Source organism: Streptomyces sp. NPDC051662 (genome assembly GCF_040681655.1).
In the GTDB taxonomy this organism is placed as follows: domain Bacteria; phylum Actinomycetota; class Actinomycetes; order Streptomycetales; family Streptomycetaceae; genus Streptomyces.
Genome location: NZ_JBFAZD010000019.1, coordinates 61,056 through 79,856, shown reverse-complemented (window position 1 = coordinate 79,856; position 18,801 = coordinate 61,056). Strand labels below are relative to the sequence as shown.

The following is an 18,801-nucleotide window of genomic DNA, read 5'->3' as shown; positions in this document are numbered from 1 at the left end:
GGAGGCGCGGCGGCGAGAACCGGATCCCCAACTCCACCCCCCCAGAAGGAGCAGGTCGTGTTCCCCACCCGCAACCGATCGGCGTCGGCCCGGTCCCGGCTCCCCGGGAGCCTGGCGGCCCTCGGCGCCGCCACGGCCCTCGTCGCGACAGCCGTCACAGCGGTCGGCCACGGCTCGTCGCCGGCGAGCGCCGCCGAGACCCCCACCGCGGCGCTGACCGTTCGTCTCAACCCCAGCTACCAGCATCCGTCCTTCGAGGGATGGGGAACCTCCCTCGCCTGGTTCGCCAACGTCACCGGAGGATGGCCGGACGCCCAGCGCAACGCACTCGCCGACGCCCTCTACGGTGCCGACGGCCTCGGCCTCACGATCGCCCGCTACAACATCGGCGGCGGTGACAGCCCCGAAACCACCCCCTATATGCGGCCCGGCGCGGCCGTCCCCGGCTACTGGAACCGGCCCGGCCCCGAGACCCCCGACTGGTGGGACCCGAACCGTGCCGACCACTGGAACCCTGGCGCCGACGCCAACCAGCGCTGGTGGCTCACGGCCGCGAAGGAACGCGGAGCCACCACCTTCGAGGCCTTCTCCAACTCGGCGCCGTACTTCATGACCAACAGCGGCCTGGTCTCGGGCGCGGTCAACGGCGGGCAGGACAACCTCCGTTCCGACCAGTACGGCCGGTTCGCCGACTACCTCACCGGCGCCCTCCAACAGGCCCAGTCCGCCACCGGCGTCACCTTCGACTCCGTCTCACCGGTCAACGAGCCCGACACGGACTACTGGCACGCGGGAGGCCGCCAGGAGGGCTCCCACTGGGACCCGGCGTCCCAGGCCCGCATGATCACCACGCTGCGCGCCGCACTCGACGCCAAGGGCATGACAACCCCGATCGCCGCCATGGACGAGACGAACCCGGGGAAATTCCGCTCCGACTGGGAGTCGTACACCACCGACGTCCGCAAGACGGTGGGCCGGCTCAACACGCACACCTACGGGACGAACGGCCGCACCGCGGTCCGGGACATCGCCAAGGGCGAGACCAAGCCTCTGTGGATGTCCGAGGTGGACACCGGCGGCAGTGTCCCGCAGAGCTTCACCGATATGAGCCCCGCTCTCGACCTCGCCCAGCGCATCAACGAGGACATCAGGGAGCTGGAGCCGCGCGCCTGGGTCCTGTGGCAGGCCGTCGAGGACTACGAGAACATGACCCCGGGCCACGAGAACTCGAACTGGGGCCTCATACAGACCGACTTCACCCCGGACGACGCGGCCACCGAACCACTGCGCAAGAACAAGAAGTACTGGGCGATGGCGAACTACAGCCGTTTCGTCCGCCCCGGCGCGCGCATCGTCGGCACCGACGACCCGCGGACCCTGGCGGCGGTGCGACCCGGCGGGAACGGCACGGTGGTGGTCCACACCAACCCGACGGGCGAAGAGCGCGAACTCACCCTGAACCTCGATGGCTTCCGGACCGCATCGAACGGACCCGTCGAGCGGTGGACGACCGACGGCACCAAGAACCTCCAACGCGACAGCGACGCGGCAGTGATCGGCCGGACGCTCAGGACCACCGTAGGGCCCGGCTCCGTCACCACGTTCGTCCTGCCCACCGTCACCGGCGTGAACACGGCGGCGACCACCGCGCCCACCGGCGCACCACGCCAGCTGCTCAATGACAACAGCGGCAAGGCGCTCGCCGTGGCAACCGTCAACGACAAGACCACCGTGGTGCAACGCACTTCAGCCCCCGCGGACACCGCGCAGCAGTGGACCTTCACCAAGGTGGTCACCTCCGACTGGGGCAACACCGCCGCCTACCGCGTCACCAACAAGAAGACCGGCAAGGCGCTCTCCCTCTCCAACGGCGCCCTCACCTTGGCACCGCCCGGATCGTCCACCGCGCAGCAGTGGATCCGCTCGACCACCGGCGACGGTCACAACACCCTGATCAATGCGGCCGGAGGCAAGCTTCTGGACGTCACCGGCGCCTCGACCGATGAAGGGGCGCCGGTCGGGGTCCATCAGCCGACCACCGGCGGCAACCAGTCCTGGACCTTCCCGAGCACAGCACCGGACGCCTGGAAGACCCTGGCCTTCCGGCACACCTCCAAGTGCCTCGACGTCAGTGGCGCCGGCTCGGACGACGGCGCGGCCGTCGCCCAGTACGGCTGCGACGCCGGCACCGACCAGCAGTGGTCGCTGCGCTCCACCGGCGGTGGATACGTGAACGTTGTCGCCCGCCACAGCGGCAAGTGCCTCGATGTGAGCGGTCTGTCGACGACCGACGGCGCCAGTGTCTTCCAGTACTCCTGCAACGGAGGCCGCAACCAGGAATGGGCGGTCCGAAGTACCGGCGGCGGGTTCCTCACACTGACGGCCCGGCACAGCGCCAAGTGCCTGGAAGTGGGCGGCGCCTCCACCGCGGACGGTGCGGCCGTCGTCCAGCGAACCTGCGACGGCGCCGCCGCCCAGCAGCTCCGACAGGGCTGACGCCAAGGAGCCGGGATCCCATCGAGAGGCTGGATCCCGGCTCTTTCGCGTGTGGCCGCATCTTTCGCGTGTGGCCGCAAGCTACTCCTCGGTGGGTCCGAGATCGGCCGTGGCACGGAACTGGACCGTACGGGCTCGGTGCGCGGCGTGGAGCTCCAGCACGACGATCTCGTTGGCTCCGGCGCGCAGCACCGGAGCCGGCACATACAGCGACCGCTGAGGGCCGCGCGACCAGTAGCGGCCCAACGCGAACCCGTTGACCCAGGCGTTGCCCTTGGTCCAGCCGTCGAGGTGCAGGAAGGTGTCGGCCGGGTCGGTCACCTCGAAGGTACCCCGGTGGAAAGCAGGTCCGACGGGGAACGTGGCAACGGGCGCGAACGGGACGTCCTTCAGGGAGACAAGGGGAAGTGGCCGGCTGGTCCAGCCGGCGAGTTCGGCGCCGTTGAGGAGGACCTTGCCGAGCAGGCCCTTGCGATCGTGGATGCCCTGCCCGTAGCTCACCCGACCCTGGTTCTCGACCAGGACGGTGAGCGTGCTGCCCGCCCGGGGCACCGTGAAGGCAAGGGCGTGCTCGTGGTTCTCGCGCTCAAGGACGCCCATGGGCTGCCCGTCGACGAACACCTGCGCACGGTCGCGGACCTGCTCGATCTCCAGGAGGGCCGGGCCCTTGAGCGGCAGGTCGATCTCGTACAGGACGAAACCGAAGTCCTGCCCCAACTCCTCCATCGTGAGAGGCCGGCGCGCGTCGACGGCGTTCCCGAAGAGAGAGGCATGCGCCAGCAGGCCCGCGCTCTCGGTCAGGGACACGGTTCGCGGGGCGAGTTTGGGGCCGGGCGAGGGGACGGGGCCATCCGGTACGGAGGCGTACTTGGCGATCACGTCGCGGAAGGCGGTGTACTTGGACGTGGGGTCGCCGGCTTCGTCCAGCGGGGCGTCGTAGTCGTACGACGTCACGGTGGGACGGTAGGTGTGCTTGTCGTTGGCGCCGTTGGTGAACCCGAAGTTCGTACCGCCGTGGAACATGTAGAAGTTGACCGAGGCCCCGGTGGCGAGGAGTTCGTCCAGCTCCCGTGCCGCTTGGCCGGGGTCACGCACCACGTGGTGGGCGCCCCAGCGGTCGAACCAGCCGATCCAGAACTCGGTGCACATCAGGGGCCCCTTCGGCTGCCGGGCCCGCAGGGCGGCCAGCCCCTGGGTGGAGTGGCTGCCGAAATTGGCCGTGGCGAGGATGCCCGGCAGCGCGTCGCGTTCCAGGTGGGCGGGCTGGTCGCTGGTGAAGAGGGGGACATCGACCCCGCAGCGGCGCAGCGAGGTGACGAGGTGCTCCAGATAGTCGGTGTCGTCGCCATACGCCCCGTACTCGTTCTCCACTTGTACGGCCAGGACAGGGCCGCCGCGGGAGGCCAGGTAGGGCTGGAGCGGGGTGAGCAGGCGGTCGAAGTAGTCGTCGACCGCGGCAAGAAAGCGGGGGTCGCGGGAGCGCAGCCGTATGTCCGGTTCGGCGAGCAGCCAGGACGGGAGACCGCCGCCCTCCCACTCGGCGCAGATGTACGGGCCGGGTCGGAGCAGCACGTACAGGCCCTCCGCGGCCGCGAGATCGAGGAAGTGGGGCAGGTCGAGGCCGCCGTCCAGGATGAGACTGTCGGGCCACGGCTGGTGCAGATTCCAGGGGACGTAGGTCTCAACGGTGTTGAGCCCCATGAGGCGGGCCTTGCGCAGCCGGTCCGCCCATTGTTCGGGGTGGACGCGGAAGTAGTGCAGCCCGCCGGACAGGAGCCGGAACGATTCGCCATCGAGAGTGAAGCCGTCGTCGTCGATCTGGAGAAGAGGCATGTACGGGATGCTCCTGTGCTGGGGGTGAGGCGCAGTGACGAGAAGAGCCTGACCTCAGTATGTTTACGTGAACATACTGCCTGTGGCAAGCCTTCGGATGTGCTGGAGGCCGATCGGGCGGAGTCGAGTACCCGGCGGATACGCGCCGTGTATCCAGGTCGCGCTTCGCCCGAGGGTGCGTGCCGCCGGTGCGGGCATGGGCATCCCGTAAGTTCCCCAAGAATTAACAGGACCGCACATATGTTGACGCGTTGTCGCGCTGCGTGCTGCACTGGCCCGGCGTGCGACAGTGTGATTCACGCCTTACGTGTTTACGTTCCCATCGTCTGCGAGCCGACGCGTGCCCGACATCACTCGTCGTCGCTCACCGCAGCCTCGTTTCCATACCCCGCTCTCCTCCCGGCCTAAGGAGTCATGTCGCCATGTCCTCTCCCGACAGCCCACTCGACCGCAGAGTTTTCCTCACCGCCGCCGCTCTCACCGCCGGAGCGGTGGTGCTGCCCGGCGGAATCCTGCCCACGCGGGCCGCGGCCGCTGTTCCGCCCCAGGTGACGCTGCCACAGCGGGGCATGTATGACACTGTTCCGGCGTCGTCGTGGACCGACGGTTTCGTCACCGGTAACGGTGAGTACGGCGCGGTGCTCCACGGGACACCGGCACTGGAAAAGATCGTTCTCAACCACCACCGCTTCGTGCTGCCCAACGCCACCCGCGACATGCCGCCTCCCGTCCTGGCCGACCGTCTGGACGCTGTACGAGACAGGGCACTGGCGGGCGACTACTGGGGCGCCGCCGGAACCTTCGCCGAGGGCTGGTCCCTTCGCTGGACCCAGACCTTCCACCCCGGGTACGAGCTGCGGCTCAGCACGCCGGACGCCACCGCCTCCAACGACTACGCCAGAATCACCGACTTCCGCACCGGCGAGGTCACTCACACCTGGACCGACAGCGCCGGCATCTGGAAGCGGCGCGCCTTCGTCTCCCGGGCCGACAAGGTCGTCGTGCACGAACTGCTCCCCGCCGGCGGCCGGACAGTGGACACCACGCTCCAGGTGAACACCGGGCTTGAGGGCGTTCCCGGCGACGTCTCCTTCACCACGATCGCCACCGTCTCCGGCGGGCAGGGCTACCTCAACCTGCGCGGCACCTATCCGTCCGGCCAGGGGGCGTACGGATACGAGGGCGTCACCCGGGTCGTGGCCACGGGCAACAAGGCCTCGGTGTCGGTCAGCGGTGACACACTGGTCGTCTCCCGCGCGGCCAAGGTGCTCCTGCTGACCAAACTGGGGCGGTACGAGAACGCCGCCGGCTGGAACGCCAAGCCACTGCACACCGCACTGGCCGCACTCCCTACCGACTACACCACGCTTCTGGGGCGGCACTCGCCCTTGCATCAGGGGATGTTCGACGGTTCGAGTCTGGACCTCGGCGTTTCCGCGGCCGACCGTCAACTCTCCACATCCGAGCTGATCGCACGGCAGAACAACGACCGGTCGGTTGTCGACATCGCGCTCCTTGAGCGGATGTACGACAGTGGGCGGTACCTGTTCGTCAGCTCCAGCGGAGTACTGCCCCCGCGCCTGACGGGCATCTGGTCGGGCAGCTGGAACGGTGCCTGGGCCGGCGACTTCACCACCGACGCCAACATCAACCTCCAAGTGGCCGGCGGCAATATCCTGAACCACGGAGAGGCCATGCGGGGCTACTTCGACCTGGTCCTGGGACAGCTCGACGACTGGCGGAGGAACGCCGCCAACCTGTACGGCACCCGAGGCTTCCTCGCGCCGTCCCGTACCGACGGCGAGCACGGTCACATGCTCCACTTCAACGGCACGGACTTTCCCGGCCAGTGCTGGACCGGTGGCGCCGACTGGATGCTGTACCCGCTCCTTGAGTACTACCAGGTGACCGGCGACACAGCGTTTCTCCGGGAGAGGCTCGGCCCGGCCCTGATGGAACTCGCCCTGTTCTACGAGGACTTCCTGACCAGGACCGACGCCGACGGCAGGGTGGTCTTCGTTCCGACGTTCTCCATGGAGAACTCGCCCTCCAACACCGGCCAGATGCTCTCCATCAACGCCACCGGCGACATCATGGCAGGTCGTCATGGACTGCGGGCCGCGATCGACGCGGCGAACCTCCTGAACGTGGAGCAGGGCGCCGGTCAGGGCGTGGCACGCTGGACCGCTCTGCTGGCCAAGCTGCCCGACTACACCGTCGACGGCGACGGCGCCCTGGCCGAATGGTCCTGGCCCGGCCTGAACGACCGCTACAACCACCGGCACGTCCAGCACCTGTACGGAGCATGGCCGCTGCACGAGATCAACCCGGAGCAGAAGCCCGACCTGGTGTTCTCAGCACGCAAGGCGCTGAGACTGCGCGGCGACGAGAACTACTCGGCCCACGGCAGCCTCCACCGCGCCCTGGCCTGGAGCCGCCTGAAGGACGGAGCGGGCGTCTATGACAACATCCGTAAGGTCCTCGCCGGCAACATGGTGTGGCGCTCGCTGGTGACCTCGCACAACCCCGACCTGCATATCTACAACTGCGATGCCGCCAACGCACTTCCGGCGATCATCGCCGAGTCCCTGGTCTACACCAGGCCGGGCCTTCTGGAGATCCTGCCCGCCCTGCCCGATCAGCTCGCCCGGGGCACGATCCGCGGTGTAAGGGGCCGCAATCGCGTCCTCGTCGAGAGCCTCACCTGGGACACCGCGGCCCGCACCGCCACGGTCACCCTCGTCTCGGACATCGCCCAGACTCTCGACTTCGTGTGCCGTCGCGGCATCACGTCGCTCACCACCGCGGCGTCCGTGGCGGCTTCCCCGCTCGGCAGCCACGCCAGGAAACTGTCCCTCACCGCGGGGTCCCGCGTCCAGGTCACCGTCGGCCTGCTCACCGGGACCTTCCGTGTGGTCAATCGCGCCAGCGGCAAGGTCCTCGACGTGGCGGACGAGTCGACCGGCAACGGAGCTTCCGTCATCCAATGGCCCTGGTCGGGCGGTGCGAACCAGAAGTGGCGACTGCTGCCGAACTACGACGGTTCCTTCCGCCTGTCCAACGTCAACAGTGGCAAGGTCCTCGACAACCCGGCGGCGTCCACGGACCACGGTCGACCCCTGGACCAGTGGACGGACACGGATGCCCCCAACCAGTGGTGGCATCTGGTGCCCGCGGGGACGGCGGGCCACTACCACCTGGTCAACGGTGCCAGTGGGCTGCACGCGGACGTGGAGAACGGGTCGACGGCCGACGGCGCGAGGATCGTCCAGCTGCCCGTCGGAGGTTCCGCCGGGCAGGAGTGGCTCCTCTCCGGCCTCTGACCGCCACAGCCTCGCCCGTCCTCCGGGACGAAGGCTGGGCCGAGGTGCCTAACAGCGAGATGACAGTGGCCGTTCGGCTCCTGTGACCCGCGCCGTCTCAGGGTGGGGCCCATGAGTAATGAGAGTGAGGCCACGATCGAGGTCATCGGTCTGTGCAAACGCTTCGGGCCACAACTGGCTCTGGACGGGATGACGTTCACCGTGCGCCCCGGACGGGTGACCGGCTTCGTCGGCCCGAATGGTGCGGGGAAGTCCACCACCATGCGCGTCATCCTGGGCCTGGACGCGGCTGACGAGGGAAAGGCCCTGGTCGGCGGGGTGCCGTACCGCACCTTGCGTCGCCCGCTGCGGCATCTGGGGGCACTGCTCGACGCTTCCGCCCTACAGCCGAGCCGTACCGCCCATAACCACCTGCTGTGGCTGGCCCATTCGCAGGGTGTGTCCGCCCGGCGGGTGGACGAGGTCATCGAACAGGCCGGCCTGGGCTCGGCGGCCCGGCGCAAGGCGGGCGGCTTCTCGCTCGGTATGCGTCAGCGCCTGGGGATCGCGGCGGCGCTGCTCGGCGACCCGCCCGTGATCATGCTGGACGAGCCGTTCAACGGCCTCGACCCCGACGGCATCGTGTGGATGCGCGGCTTCCTGTCAGCTCTAGCCCGGCAGGGCCGCGCAGTCCTGGTCTCCAGTCACCTGATGAGCGAACTCGAAGACACCGCGGACCATCTCGTGGTGATCGGACGCGGCCGGGTCGTCGCGGACACCAGTGTGTCCGAACTGCTCGCCGAGGCGTCCGGCGGCCGGGTCGTCCTGCGTACCTCGGCGCCCCTACGCGCGGCTCAGGTCCTGCGGGACGCGGGCGCCACCGTGGTCACCACCGGCCCCGACACCCTCGGCCTCACGGGCCTTCCCGACGAGGAGATCGTGGCCCTGCTCGCCCGGAACGGGGTGCCGTTCTCGCACGTGTCCACGCACCGCGCGACGCTCGAAGAGGCGTACATGAAGCTCACCCGGGACGCGGTGGAGTACCCGGGCATCCCGGTGGGGGAGGCCACGCCATGACCGCCACCCTCACCCCTCGTCCCCCGGCCACGAAGCGTGCTGGGCGGGGCGGGTTCCTCAGGACACTGCACGCTGAGTGGACGAAGTTCCGTACGGTACGCGGCTGGGTCCTCGCCATGGCGGGGGCGCTCCTGGTGACGATCGTGGTCGGCCTGCTCGGGACGGCCGCCCCCGCCCCCGGCGGACGCGGCGCCGACTCCCCTTCATACCCGAAGGGCCCCGGCGGCGAGGCCGTCAATGACAGCTTCTACTTCGTCCACAGGACACTCACCGGCGACGGCACCCTCACCGTTCCCCTGCGGTCCCTGACCGGTGTGGCCGACACCGGCATCGGCGGCAGGCCGACCAACGGCGCCCAGCCCTGGGCCAAGGCCGGGATCATTATGAAGGAAAGCCTCAACCAGGGATCCTCGTACGCGTCGGTCATGGCCACCGGCGGCCACGGCGTGCGCATGCAGTACGACTACACCCATGACACGGCGGGCCCTTCCGGCACGGTCTCCAAGGAGTCCCCGCGCTGGCTGCGTCTGGTCCGCTCCGGCGACCTTCTCACCGGTTACGCCTCCGCCGACGGCTCCCACTGGACCGAAGTCGACAGTGTGAGGCTGCCCGGGCTCCCGCACACCGTGCGGGCCGGGCTCTTCGCCACGTCACCGCAGGCGAAGCAGGACACCGCGGCGGGCCCGGGCTTCAGCCCCGCCGTGGCCACCGGCACCTTCGGCGCCCCGGACGTCACCGGCGGCTGGTCCCAGGGCGCGTGGAGCGGTATACAGGTGGGCGGTGACGCGGGCACCTCCGGCAGCTACACGAACACCCTCAAGGGCGGTTTCACCCAGAACGGCGGCGGCGTCACCGTGACAGGGGCCGGTGACATCGCACCGGTCGTCGGCGGGCCCGTCATGGGCGGCGGTTTCTCCATCGAGAACTTCCTCGTCGGCACGTTCGCCGGACTCGTCGTGGTGATCGCGGTGGGCACGGTGTTCATCACCGGCGAGTACCGGCGCGGTCTGCTGCGTACGACCATCGCGGCAACCCCCCTGCGGGCCCGGGTACTTGGCGCCAAGGCACTGACGGCCGGGGGTATCGCCTTCGCCATCGGCCTGGTCACCGCCGCGATCACCATCCCCATCGGGGAACGCAGCGCGCTCGGCAGAGGCTTCCATGTCTTTCCCGTCACGCCGGCGACCGAACTGCGCGTCGTGGCCGGCACCGGGCTGCTCTGCGCGGCCGCCGCCGTGCTCGCCCTCGGCGTCGGTGCCCTGCTGCGGCGCAGCGCCACGGCGGTCGCCCTGGTCATCGCGTCGATCGTGCTGCCGTTCCTGCTCGCCACCTCCGGCGTGCTGCCCCCAGACGTCTCGCAGTGGCTGCTGCGGGTGACCCCGGCGGCGGGTTTCGCCATCCAGCAGACCCTGCCGCACTACACGCAGGTGCTCAGCGTGTACGAGCCGTCGACCGGCTACTACCCGCTGGCACCGTGGGCCGGCTTCGCCGTCCTGTGCGGTTACGCCGCGCTCGCCTTCGGCCTGGCCGTGGTGCGGCTGCGCGGGAGGGACGTATGACATTCCCGAGCGACGCTCGACTCATGAACACGGCGGACGGCACCTGGCGCGGGGACCTCGGCCGGGCCCTGCGCGCGGAGTGGACGAAGCTGCGCACCGCGGGGGACGCCGGCAGACTCCTCCTGCTCGCCGTCGCGCTCACCGTGGCCGTCGGCTGCGGCACCGCCAAGGCCGTGAAGTGCCCGGACGCGGGGTGCGGCCAGGACGCCGTCAAGCTCGCCCTGACCGGCGTCACTGTCGGGCAGGCGGTCATCACCGTCTTCGCGGTCCTTGCCGTCAGCGGAGAGTACGGAACCGGGATGATCCGCACCACGCTCACGGCGGTGCCGAACCGGCTCACCGTCCTCACCGCCAAGGCGACGGTTCTCACCACGGTCGTCCTGGCCTCCGGGACGGCCGCGGTCCTGGTCTCCCTCCTCGCCGGCCGCTACATCCTGCCCGGCAACGGATTCACCGAGGCGCACGGCTACGCCCCGCTGTCCCTGACCGACGGCCCGACCCTGCGCGCGGCCCTGGGCTCGGTCCTCTACCTCGCCCTGATCGCGCTGCTCGCCCTCGGAGTGGCGACGGCGGTGCGAGGGGCGGCGGCCGCCATCGGGATGGTGCTCGGGCTGCTCTACCTCTTCCCGGTCATCATCCAGGTGGTCCACGATCCGGAGTGGCAGCGCCACCTTCAGCAGATCGCGCCGATGACCGCCGGCCTCGCGGTCCAAGCCACCGTCAATCTCCCCGGGTTGCCCATCGGCCCATGGGCCGGCCTGGGCACGCTCGCCGCGTGGGCCGCGTCCGCCCTGCTGGCCGGGGGCCTGCTACTGCGGCGGCGCGACGTATAGCTGCCTCGATCGCTGACCCGAACTTACCGCGCCCCCTGTCTGGCCTTCGCGGGCTGGGCAAGGGGAGTCCCGCCGTGCTCGGTGAGGGCGCGGGCACGCGGAACGCCCCGGCTCCAGGGGAGCGGAGGCGTGCGGCCCGGAGCCGGCCGGGCCACGCCGACCGTCGCCGCCGCCCTCGCCCGAGCGCTCCAGGTCGAAGTAGCCGTTCTCTACGGCCGGCCGTACACCTCCGAGATGTGACAGGATCATCTGGACCGGCTGATCAGCCAGTTGTCAGAGGCTCTGGACCTGTACGACCTCGGGCCCGACCCGGCTGTCACGCCAAGGCCCCTCGCCAGGATCAAGGCAGACGTCGACGCACTGGGTGCGGGAGCCTGCGCCACGGAGTACAAGGACGGAACCAAGCTTCCCGGCCTGGTCGGTGAACTCACCACTGCCATAGCTCTGCTACCTACCGGCGAGGAACGCCGACGCGCGAGCGAATCCCTGGCATGGGCCTACTGGAGTTGGCCAACCGGGTCGCGGACGAGATCGGCCACGATGTGCCCAAGGCGTACTGGGCGTCATTCGGCAAGACCAACGTGAAGCACTACGAGGTGGCGACCCGCGTTGAGTTGGGCGAACTCGGCGACGCCGCCTACGACCTGGCCAAGGACAAGCTCTGCGTTCACCGCGACCGGTGGTGTCCCTCCTCAGTGGGCGGTTGAGGCGAGATCCTGAGCGGCGGTGTCGGCTACAGCGGGTCTTGGTGTTCGGTCTGTGCAGTCTGTTCGGCAGGGAACAGGATGGGGCTGAGGAGGTAGCGGGTGCGTTCCCGCGAGGGTTCGTTGGCAAGGAGGGGGGCGATGGCGGCTTGCATCGCGCCGATCAGTGCTACGAGTTCGTCCTTGCTGAGCCAGATCGCGTGCTGCCGATAGCCGACGAGGTCGTCCACGGGATCGCTGCCTTCGCGCTCCAGATAAGCGCCGAACTCCGCGACCAGGGCGGCCATAGCGGCAGCGAAGGCCCGCTCGTGGTGCTGCGGGGTGAGCGCACGCGCGGTTTCCGCGTCGATGCCCGCGCGTTCCTGCCGCAGCCGGTAGTGGCGTTCGACAGCGCCCCGCACCCGCCGTTCGTCGGCGACATCGAGGATGCCGCCCGCGGCCAGAAGGTCGACGTGCCGGTAGACGGTCGCCTTGGACACGTCCGGAATCAGAGCGCACAACTGCCCGGTGGTCAGGACTCGCCCGCCGCGCAGTGCGTGGACCACGCGGAGGCGGACAGGATGCGCCAGCAGTTCCAAGGTGTCCATCCCCTCACTTTCTCACACGTGCTACCTTTCTCAAAGCTAAGAAAGGTGAGGGGATGCAGACTGCGGAGGAAACCGCCGTGCTGGTGGTCGCGTGGGCGCGCGATGGCCGTTTCAGGGAGATCGCCGCGCTGTTCGCCCCGCCGTTGCGTGCTGCGCTGACCGCCGAGACACTCCAGGCGGCCTGGCTCGCCGAGACCGCGGGAAGCGGTCCGGTCATGGACCTCGGCGAACCGTCGAGCGAGAGTCTGCGGCCGGACCTGATCCGGGTCAGCGTGCCCGTGGTCTGCGAGCGGGGGCAGTTCATCGCCGTCATGTCGGTCGACTCCGCCGGCCTGCTGAACGGGCTGCGCCTCGCGCCCCCTGCCGGCGGACAAGCCGCTGCTGATCCTCCAGGGCGGCCGCGACTACCAGGTCACCGTCGAGCATGACTTGTCCCTCTGGCGAGAGGGACTGGCCGGGCGTCCGGACGTCACCATCCAGATCCACGAAGCCGACGACCACCTCTTCTTCCCCGGGACAGGACCGTCGACGCCCGCCGGGTACCTGGCGCCCCAGCACGTCGACGCGGCGGTCATCACGGACGTCGCCGCGTGGCTGGACTGCCAGCTTCAGCGCGCATCCTGCAAGCGGGCGTCTCACCATTCTGACGCGGGCTGTCGCCCGTTGGGGTGATGCCTTCCGCATCCGGGTCATGGGACTCCGCGGGGTGGTCCCCTCGCAGTGCGGGGGCGAAGGCGACGGGGAGGTGCTCGTGGGTGATCCTGCGGTGGCGGTACCCGCCTGGAAGATGGTCCGCCGAAGACCTCGTTCCCACCCAGGACAACACAGAGACTGTACGTCGTCGTCCTGGCCGTGCTCCTGGCCGTGTTCGCCGTCGGCATCGTCGCCGGTGACTACGGCCCCGTCGAGCCACGAGGCGGCCGGCCGTGAACGTCCAGATCCACTTCGAGCCCGCTCATCCCGTGATGGGCAACTCCTTCATGTGCCCCCGTCGCGGACTCCGGATCATCCGGATCGGGAAGATCGTCAGCCCCCGCGGCCCCGGCCATGACGGCACGACGTACCCCCGCCTACGGGCGACCCGCACCCGCCCACACGGGGCAGGCGCTCTTTCGCCCCCTGCGACCTGGCCAAGGACAAGCTCTACGGCCACATCAACCGCAGAGGAATCGGACGAGGTTCCTGGAATTCCGTTCTCAACGAAGTTGGTCGTCGGTGTGTGGCTGACTTGCGTGGACTGGATTGCGCGAGACGCGTGGAGTCGGTTCGTTGGGACGAACGGTCCGTCCCGGGGTTGGGACGACAGCACCCTTATTCCGGCGTACTGATGGCGTGATTGATCGCCGAGGCGACGTCGTCAGCGACATGGGTGGGCCGGTACGCGTCCTGGGTCCAGGGGCGGCCGTCCGTCACCCATACGCTACGGAGACCGAGCGTGTTGGCTCCCGCGATGTCGGCGTGGGGTGAGTCGCCGATAACCCACGCCCCCGTCAGAGGGACGCTGACGGTAGTGGCTGCCGCGTGGAAGATCTCTGGTTCCGGTTTCTTGTGGCCGACATTCTCCGAGATGACCCAGCCCTGGACGAGTTGGTCGAGGCCGGTGTTACGGATCTTCGCTTCCTGCTGAGTGGTGCCGCCATTGGTGACGATCACGCAAGTCCAGCCGTACGCCTGCGCTTTGCCCAGCGCCTCGCGGGCGGAAGGCGCCAGGACGACGCGGTCGGCGGCACCGGTGTCGAGCAGGGTACGGATGGCGTTGGTTGGCACCGCGTCGCCGTATCGGTCGGTCAGGGCTGCGGCGACCTCGTGACGCGGGGTATAGCCGCCGGCGTCGATGGCCATCACCGACGTGAGGTCGGAGGCGGACAGACCGTGCTGGGCGAGGAAGTCGGCGACGGCGCAGCGGAATGCCCCATCGCGGTCGACAAGGGTGTTGTCGAGGTCCAGCAGCAACAACGGCATGACCGGCAGTCAATCACGGACGTTGGCGGCGGGGCAGATGAATTTCCGTCTGACGCCGGCACCAGGTATGACAGCGCGCGCACGGTTCGGTTCGCTGAGAGAGGCACTGGGGTGCACCGACGAACGTCTCTGAGCGGGCGTATGAACGTGCTCGGTGGTGCGTCCCTCTAACCCGGTAAGCGGATGGACCCTCCGGTAATGTTGGCGAGGACTCTTGACGCTTTCTCGGACGATGGGGGACCCAATGATTCTTGTGACGGGTGCGACCGGCACCATTGGCCGGCACCTGGTACGGGCGCTTGCGGAGGCGGACGTGCCCTTCCGGGCGCTGGTGCGGGACGCGCGCAAGGGCAGGGAGCTGGGTTGCGAGTTCGCGGTCGGGGACTTCGACGATCCGGTGTCGATGGCGTCCGCCCTGGAGGGCGTTGACCGTCTTCTGCTCAACAGCGGCGGCGCGCTTCCCGTGGATGGGCAGCAGCCGATGGTCCGGCAGCAGACCGGCGTCATCGACACGGCACGGGCAGTCGGTATCTCGCGGGTGGTGAAGATATCGGCGTGGCAACCCGGTCCGGACGCGAAGCTGTCCGTTCGCGCGCACTGGGAGATCGAGCAGTACCTCAAGGCGTCCGGGCTGCGATGGGCTTCACTTCAGCCCACCGGCTACATGCAGAATTTCTTCACCGGCGAGGGTGGCTTCACCCACAGCGGTGCCCTGGAAGGTCCATACGGTGAGGGACGTGTGGCGTACATCGACGCCTACGACGTCGCCGCCTGTGCCGCAGTGCTGCTGACAGGCCCGCTCGAAGGCGGCGAAAGCTATGCGCTCACCGGGCCGGAGGCGCTGACGCATGAGGAGATCGCCGCCAAGCTCGCCATTCCCTTCCATGATCTGACACCTCAGAAGGCAGCTGAGGGTCTACAGGCACAGGGGTTGCCCGGATGGTTCGTAGACGACCTTCTGTGGCTCTACGCGGAGATGGCAGCCGACGCGATGTCCGAGGTGACGACGACGGTGCGGGAGCTGACCGGGCATGCGCCGCGCACATTCGACGAGTTCTTGGCGAATGGTTACGACCTGGGAGAATCTACGAGGTCCCTCTGAGACCGGGCGAGCTGCGGGTGCGGTGGGTGCACGGCTCGATCTGCGGATATCCCTGGAGCGGATCGCCTCCGCCCGCTACGACCTCCGCTTCCCGGACGCGTACAAGTCCGAGGACGGTGTGCTCGAAGTGGCCATCGCCTCCCAGACCTCGATCATTGTCGAGCTGGCCCAACCAGTGAACCGGCGTAGGCCTGTTGGGGCGGCCCGCGGAGGTTCATACGGTCCGCTGCCACGCCGACGAACCGCGGAGACCGCCGTCGCGGTGATCAAGAAGCTGCTGCCGATGGACAGCTGACAGGGCCGACGGTGTCACCGTGGGTCGGTCATGCGGAACTTCGGACTTCGGACCGTAACATGAGACGGGCCGCACGGGCTGGGGGAGTTGTGAAGCTGATCTAGCCCCGTGCGGCCCGTTCCCGACTGCGAGCACGGCGCGAGGTCGAACGCCACCGCTGCACCAGCGAACGCGTCGACAGACTCCTGGCCGACCTTGGCCAACCTGCCCACGCCGAAGCGGAGGCCGACGAGTGCAGTTGCTTGATCACGCCGCAGTGGGGCTACCTGAGCGGCCCTCGCTCGTCGATGAACACCGTGGGCGTCGACAAGAACACGTCGTCACGCACTGGACCGTAGGCGATGTTGAAAGTGTCCAGCCAGTACGTCCAGCCTCGGGTCCCCAGTGCGCTGCTGAAGCGGTAGTTGAGCTGCCATCGGACCCATTGACCGGGGGCAAGGCGTACGGCCGGAGGCCGTCGCGGCCGAGGGGGTATGGCGAACAGGGGTTGCACTCGGGGAAGGATTCGCAACCGGCCGTCGGCTTCGCTGAGCTGGACGTCGACCTTGCGCAGGTCTTCCTGGCTGTCGTAGGGGTCGAAGCCGTCGCGCTCATGCATATGAACCACGTGCGCGACCGGAGGCGGCGCGTGCGGAACGGTGAAGCCGACCGGGGCCGCGTTCCTGCGAGTGGCAGCCTCTCCTCCCAGGGACTGCTTCGTCCAGGACGTCCGTATCCACCACCAGGCGTTCCGGGCAGGGTGTGCGGGGCTGGAAGCCGTGCGAGAACCCGTGATCTGTGACGTTCTGCGACTGTGGACCGGGTCGGTAGAGCCAGTGTGGTTCCCAGCAGTCACCTGAGACTCATCAGTTATCTCGTTTGTGCAACCCCCCTCGATGCCCCGACGTCCTGTTCCACGACAGACGACTGCCGATCACCCGGGAGGGCACGTGGCGAAGAAGGACGGGACAACGGACGCGGCGAGGGATAAGGACCGCGAGAAGTGGATGGCGCGTTTCCAGGTACGGCTGGCCATGCAGCCGGGCGTGGACCGGGCAGTGGTGCTCCAGGCGGTCAAGGACGTCACGACGCACTGCGCGGATACGGGAGAGCACCCGCGGGCTGCTTTCGGCGACCCGGACGCCTATGCCGTGCAGGCCGCCGCGCGGCTGGTGCCGGCGGACCGGGCGGCGCGCGCGAGGCGACACGACGCCACGGTGGACGCGCTCGGCTCCGTGTTGAAAAGGGCCAGGGACGTCACGGGTTTGTGACCGATTGAAGCGACTCCGTGCTTCGGCTCAGGGGATTTCGCGGGGGCCTCTATGTCCTTCGTCAAGCCTCGGTGGGCCGGGTGAAGGAGGAAAACCCGCACCGCGACCTCCGCGTTCATCTCTCCCACGCGGACGCTGCCGATCCCTTCGACCGAGTGCGGATCAGTGGCGAGGTGGCCCGCTTCGTCGACGGCCAGGAGGCGCATGACCGAATGGACCGGCCGGCCCGGAAGTACCTGGGCGGCGAACGGTTTGAGTGGATCATGCCAGGGGAGCAGCGGGTTGCGGTGATCGTGCGGCCGGTCAAGGTGTCAACTTGCGGCACGTCGTCGGGGTGGAGCGGTTTCGGCCCGGCGTCCCCCTTCCCGCTGATCGAGCGGCCCGCCCAAGCGCCGCCCGCTCTCCGTGCAGAGGGGCTTCCCGGTCGGTCGCGGCAATCCGTTGGAGCCGTACCAGTGCTGTACGTGCTGCTGTACATCGGGGTATGCCGAAGCCAGTGACGATCCGGGTTGATGACGAGCTCTACGCGCTGTTGAAGGAGCGTGCCGGAGCCGAGGGCTCCACGTGACCGCGCTCATCACCCAGGCCGCGCACGACGCGGTCCGTGCCCCCGTCTCGAAGGCGCTGCGGACGTGCCGGACGTCTGTCACACCGCCACACGCAGCTACTCGCGGCGCGCGGTGACCATGGCGCGCCACCGGGGGTGATGTCGGTGTAGTACGCGTAGTCGCCGCTGCGGGTGAGCTCCTGGAGCCGGATGATGTCGTTTCGGAGGTTCAGCGACGCCCCCTCCAGAGGGCTACCGCCGCGCACTCGAAGCGCACCGTGCCGCTCGCCGCGTCCCCGCCTACGGCGGCGCGGCCCGCTCCCTCCGGGCGGGATTCGGGGGAGGAGCGTGACACGCATGATCTTGGTTCGGAACTCGTCAGAGAGCCGTGGCCTCCACCCTGGTGGCTTCGGCAGGGATAGCCGTGGGCGTTCGCCCGCTGGTGGCGGCGGCCAGGGGTTTGGCGTAGCAGCGGCTGAGTTCGTGGAAACGGTAGTGGCCGAACTTGGCGCAGGGTTCGTAGCCGCTGGAGACGTAGAGAGCGATGGCTTCCGGCTGTTTGGTGCCGGTCTCCAGGACCATGCGGGTGCGGCCCGCGGCACGCGCGTTGTCCTCCAGTGCGGCCAGTATCTGCCGGGCCAGGCCGTGGCCGCGGGCCTCCGGGGTCACATACATGCGTTTGATCTCCGCGTCACCGTCCGCGTACCCGTCGTCATTCTTCTCCTGGGTACGCCAGCCGCCGGTTGCGACCGGGGCGCCCTGATCGTTGTAGACGATCAGGTAAAGGCCCTCCGGCGGTTCGAACATGCCAGGGGCGAGAGGAGTGGCGTCGCCCTCGTGCCCGTACCGGTCGGCGTACTCGAACTGCACGCGATCGTTGAGCTTGACGGCGTCGGGGTGATCAAAAGAGACAGTCCGAACATCCATGCCGTAGATCGTACTTGCATTCATTGCGGTGAGCGGGAACGGTTTCCCAGCCGGCCCACACATCCGCCACCGCCCCTACGGCGGGTGGCTGTACGTGATGAATCGGACACCGGGCGCATACGGCGAGGCAGGTGACGCTCACGCCAGGGACGCCGGCGCTCCGGCGTGGGCACCGCAGATCTGGTCGTGCCAGGCGCGCGTCCCACCGTTGCGATCGGACCGCGACTGCTGCGGAGGGCAGGTGCACCATACGACGGTGGTGACGAGGCTCCGGCCCCCGAGACGGCGGTCCCGGCCAGTCCCGTTCGGTCCGCGGCGACACACGGG

The 18,801-nt window shown here is 68.8% G+C and carries 15 protein-coding genes and 1 pseudogene; 11 read left to right on the top strand and 5 right to left on the bottom strand.

All coding sequences use genetic code 11. The features are described from left to right. Nucleotides 1–57: 57 nt before the first annotated feature. Entirely contained in the window at nt 58–2,496 is a 2,439-nt protein-coding gene (locus AB0M67_RS28170) for an RICIN domain-containing protein (RefSeq protein WP_365749891.1), read from the top strand. Nucleotides 2,497–2,577: 81 nt separating this feature from the next. Here the strand turns inward: AB0M67_RS28170 and AB0M67_RS28165 are convergent, their stop codons facing one another. Further along, nucleotides 2,578–4,329, bottom strand: a complete 1,752-nt coding sequence (locus tag AB0M67_RS28165) for a beta-galactosidase family protein (RefSeq protein WP_365749889.1) — start codon at nt 4,327–4,329, stop codon at nt 2,578–2,580. A 422-nt stretch (nt 4,330–4,751) separates the two neighbouring features. Here AB0M67_RS28165 and AB0M67_RS28160 point away from each other — a divergent pair, with 422 nt between their 5' ends. The 5 genes from AB0M67_RS28160 to AB0M67_RS28140 all read left to right on the top strand — a co-directional run bounded on the left by AB0M67_RS28160 (nt 4,752) and on the right by AB0M67_RS28140 (nt 11,807). Further along, nucleotides 4,752–7,652 carry an RICIN domain-containing protein gene (locus tag AB0M67_RS28160; RefSeq protein WP_365749886.1) on the top strand — a complete coding sequence of 967 codons (2,901 nt, stop codon included), beginning with the start codon at nt 4,752–4,754 and terminating at the stop codon, nt 7,650–7,652. A 111-nt stretch (nt 7,653–7,763) separates the two neighbouring features. Next, nucleotides 7,764–8,708 carry an ATP-binding cassette domain-containing protein gene (locus tag AB0M67_RS28155; RefSeq protein WP_365749884.1) on the top strand — a complete coding sequence of 315 codons (945 nt, stop codon included), beginning with the start codon at nt 7,764–7,766 and terminating at the stop codon, nt 8,706–8,708. Beyond that, complete coding sequence (locus tag AB0M67_RS28150) at nt 8,705–10,267, top strand: ABC transporter permease subunit (RefSeq protein WP_365749883.1); 1,563 nt, start codon at nt 8,705–8,707, stop codon at nt 10,265–10,267. Before AB0M67_RS28155 ends, AB0M67_RS28150 begins: the two co-directional genes overlap by 4 nt. A gap of 23 nt (nt 10,268–10,290) precedes the next feature. Beyond that, a complete protein-coding gene (locus AB0M67_RS28145; protein ID WP_365749881.1) occupies nt 10,291–11,100 on the top strand; it encodes an ABC transporter permease in 810 nt (269 codons plus the stop codon). A 491-nt stretch (nt 11,101–11,591) separates the two neighbouring features. Then, nucleotides 11,592–11,807: a hypothetical protein gene (locus AB0M67_RS28140; RefSeq protein ID WP_365749879.1), complete on the top strand. Its 216-nt coding sequence runs from the start codon at nt 11,592–11,594 to the stop codon at nt 11,805–11,807. Nucleotides 11,808–11,833: 26 nt separating this feature from the next. Here AB0M67_RS28140 and AB0M67_RS28135 read toward each other — a convergent pair whose 3' ends face one another. Continuing rightward, a complete protein-coding gene (locus AB0M67_RS28135; RefSeq protein WP_365749877.1) occupies nt 11,834–12,391 on the bottom strand; it encodes a helix-turn-helix domain-containing protein in 558 nt (185 codons plus the stop codon). A 53-nt stretch (nt 12,392–12,444) separates the two neighbouring features. On the opposite strand from AB0M67_RS28135, the gene AB0M67_RS28130 reads away from it, so the two are divergent. After that, nucleotides 12,445–12,819: a hypothetical protein gene (locus AB0M67_RS28130; protein ID WP_365749875.1), complete on the top strand. Its 375-nt coding sequence runs from the start codon at nt 12,445–12,447 to the stop codon at nt 12,817–12,819. Nucleotides 12,820–13,702: 883 nt separating this feature from the next. Here the strand turns inward: AB0M67_RS28130 and AB0M67_RS28125 are convergent. Then, entirely contained in the window at nt 13,703–14,353 is a 651-nt protein-coding gene (locus AB0M67_RS28125) for an HAD family hydrolase (protein ID WP_365749873.1), read from the bottom strand. Between the two features lie 244 nt (nt 14,354–14,597). Here AB0M67_RS28125 and AB0M67_RS28120 point away from each other — a divergent pair, with 244 nt between their 5' ends. Both AB0M67_RS28120 and AB0M67_RS28115 read left to right on the top strand, forming a co-directional pair. Continuing rightward, a complete protein-coding gene (locus tag AB0M67_RS28120; protein WP_365749872.1) occupies nt 14,598–15,455 on the top strand; it encodes an SDR family oxidoreductase in 858 nt (285 codons plus the stop codon). A gap of 22 nt (nt 15,456–15,477) precedes the next feature. Next, nucleotides 15,478–15,750, top strand: a complete 273-nt coding sequence (locus AB0M67_RS28115) for a hypothetical protein (RefSeq protein WP_365749870.1) — start codon at nt 15,478–15,480, stop codon at nt 15,748–15,750. Between the two features lie 262 nt (nt 15,751–16,012). On the opposite strand, the gene AB0M67_RS28110 is transcribed toward AB0M67_RS28115, so the two are convergent. Then, a complete protein-coding gene (locus AB0M67_RS28110) occupies nt 16,013–16,525 on the bottom strand; it encodes a hypothetical protein (protein ID WP_365750051.1) in 513 nt (170 codons plus the stop codon). A gap of 154 nt (nt 16,526–16,679) precedes the next feature. Between AB0M67_RS28110 and AB0M67_RS28105 the strand changes: the two genes are divergently transcribed. Continuing rightward, on the top strand, nt 16,680–17,000 hold the full coding sequence (locus AB0M67_RS28105; RefSeq protein WP_365749868.1) for a hypothetical protein: 321 nt from the start codon (nt 16,680–16,682) through the stop codon (nt 16,998–17,000). A gap of 68 nt (nt 17,001–17,068) precedes the next feature. Then, nucleotides 17,069–17,370, top strand: a pseudogene (locus AB0M67_RS28100) (PPOX class F420-dependent oxidoreductase); the annotation flags it as partial. A gap of 555 nt (nt 17,371–17,925) precedes the next feature. Here the strand turns inward: AB0M67_RS28100 and AB0M67_RS28095 are convergent. Continuing rightward, a complete protein-coding gene (locus AB0M67_RS28095) occupies nt 17,926–18,474 on the bottom strand; it encodes a GNAT family N-acetyltransferase (RefSeq protein WP_365749866.1) in 549 nt (182 codons plus the stop codon). Nucleotides 18,475–18,801: the final 327 nt, after the last annotated feature.

What these genes read in the sequence shown, in the direction of transcription:
- AB0M67_RS28165 (WP_365749889.1), bottom strand. Translation starts at nt 4,329, where the DNA reads ATGCCTCTTCTCCAGATCGACGACGACGGCTTCACTCTCGATGGCGAA.
- AB0M67_RS28160 (WP_365749886.1), top strand. Translation starts at nt 4,752, where the DNA reads ATGTCCTCTCCCGACAGCCCACTCGACCGCAGAGTTTTCCTCACCGCC.
- AB0M67_RS28155 (WP_365749884.1), top strand. Translation starts at nt 7,764, where the DNA reads ATGAGTAATGAGAGTGAGGCCACGATCGAGGTCATCGGTCTGTGCAAA.
- AB0M67_RS28150 (WP_365749883.1), top strand. Translation starts at nt 8,705, where the DNA reads ATGACCGCCACCCTCACCCCTCGTCCCCCGGCCACGAAGCGTGCTGGG.
- AB0M67_RS28145 (WP_365749881.1), top strand. Translation starts at nt 10,291, where the DNA reads ATGAACACGGCGGACGGCACCTGGCGCGGGGACCTCGGCCGGGCCCTG.
- AB0M67_RS28140 (WP_365749879.1), top strand. Translation starts at nt 11,592, where the DNA reads ATGGGCCTACTGGAGTTGGCCAACCGGGTCGCGGACGAGATCGGCCAC.
- AB0M67_RS28135 (WP_365749877.1), bottom strand. Translation starts at nt 12,391, where the DNA reads ATGGACACCTTGGAACTGCTGGCGCATCCTGTCCGCCTCCGCGTGGTC.
- AB0M67_RS28130 (WP_365749875.1), top strand. Translation starts at nt 12,445, where the DNA reads ATGCAGACTGCGGAGGAAACCGCCGTGCTGGTGGTCGCGTGGGCGCGC.
- AB0M67_RS28125 (WP_365749873.1), bottom strand. Translation starts at nt 14,353, where the DNA reads ATGCCGTTGTTGCTGCTGGACCTCGACAACACCCTTGTCGACCGCGAT.
- AB0M67_RS28120 (WP_365749872.1), top strand. Translation starts at nt 14,598, where the DNA reads ATGATTCTTGTGACGGGTGCGACCGGCACCATTGGCCGGCACCTGGTA.
- AB0M67_RS28095 (WP_365749866.1), bottom strand. Translation starts at nt 18,474, where the DNA reads ATGGATGTTCGGACTGTCTCTTTTGATCACCCCGACGCCGTCAAGCTC.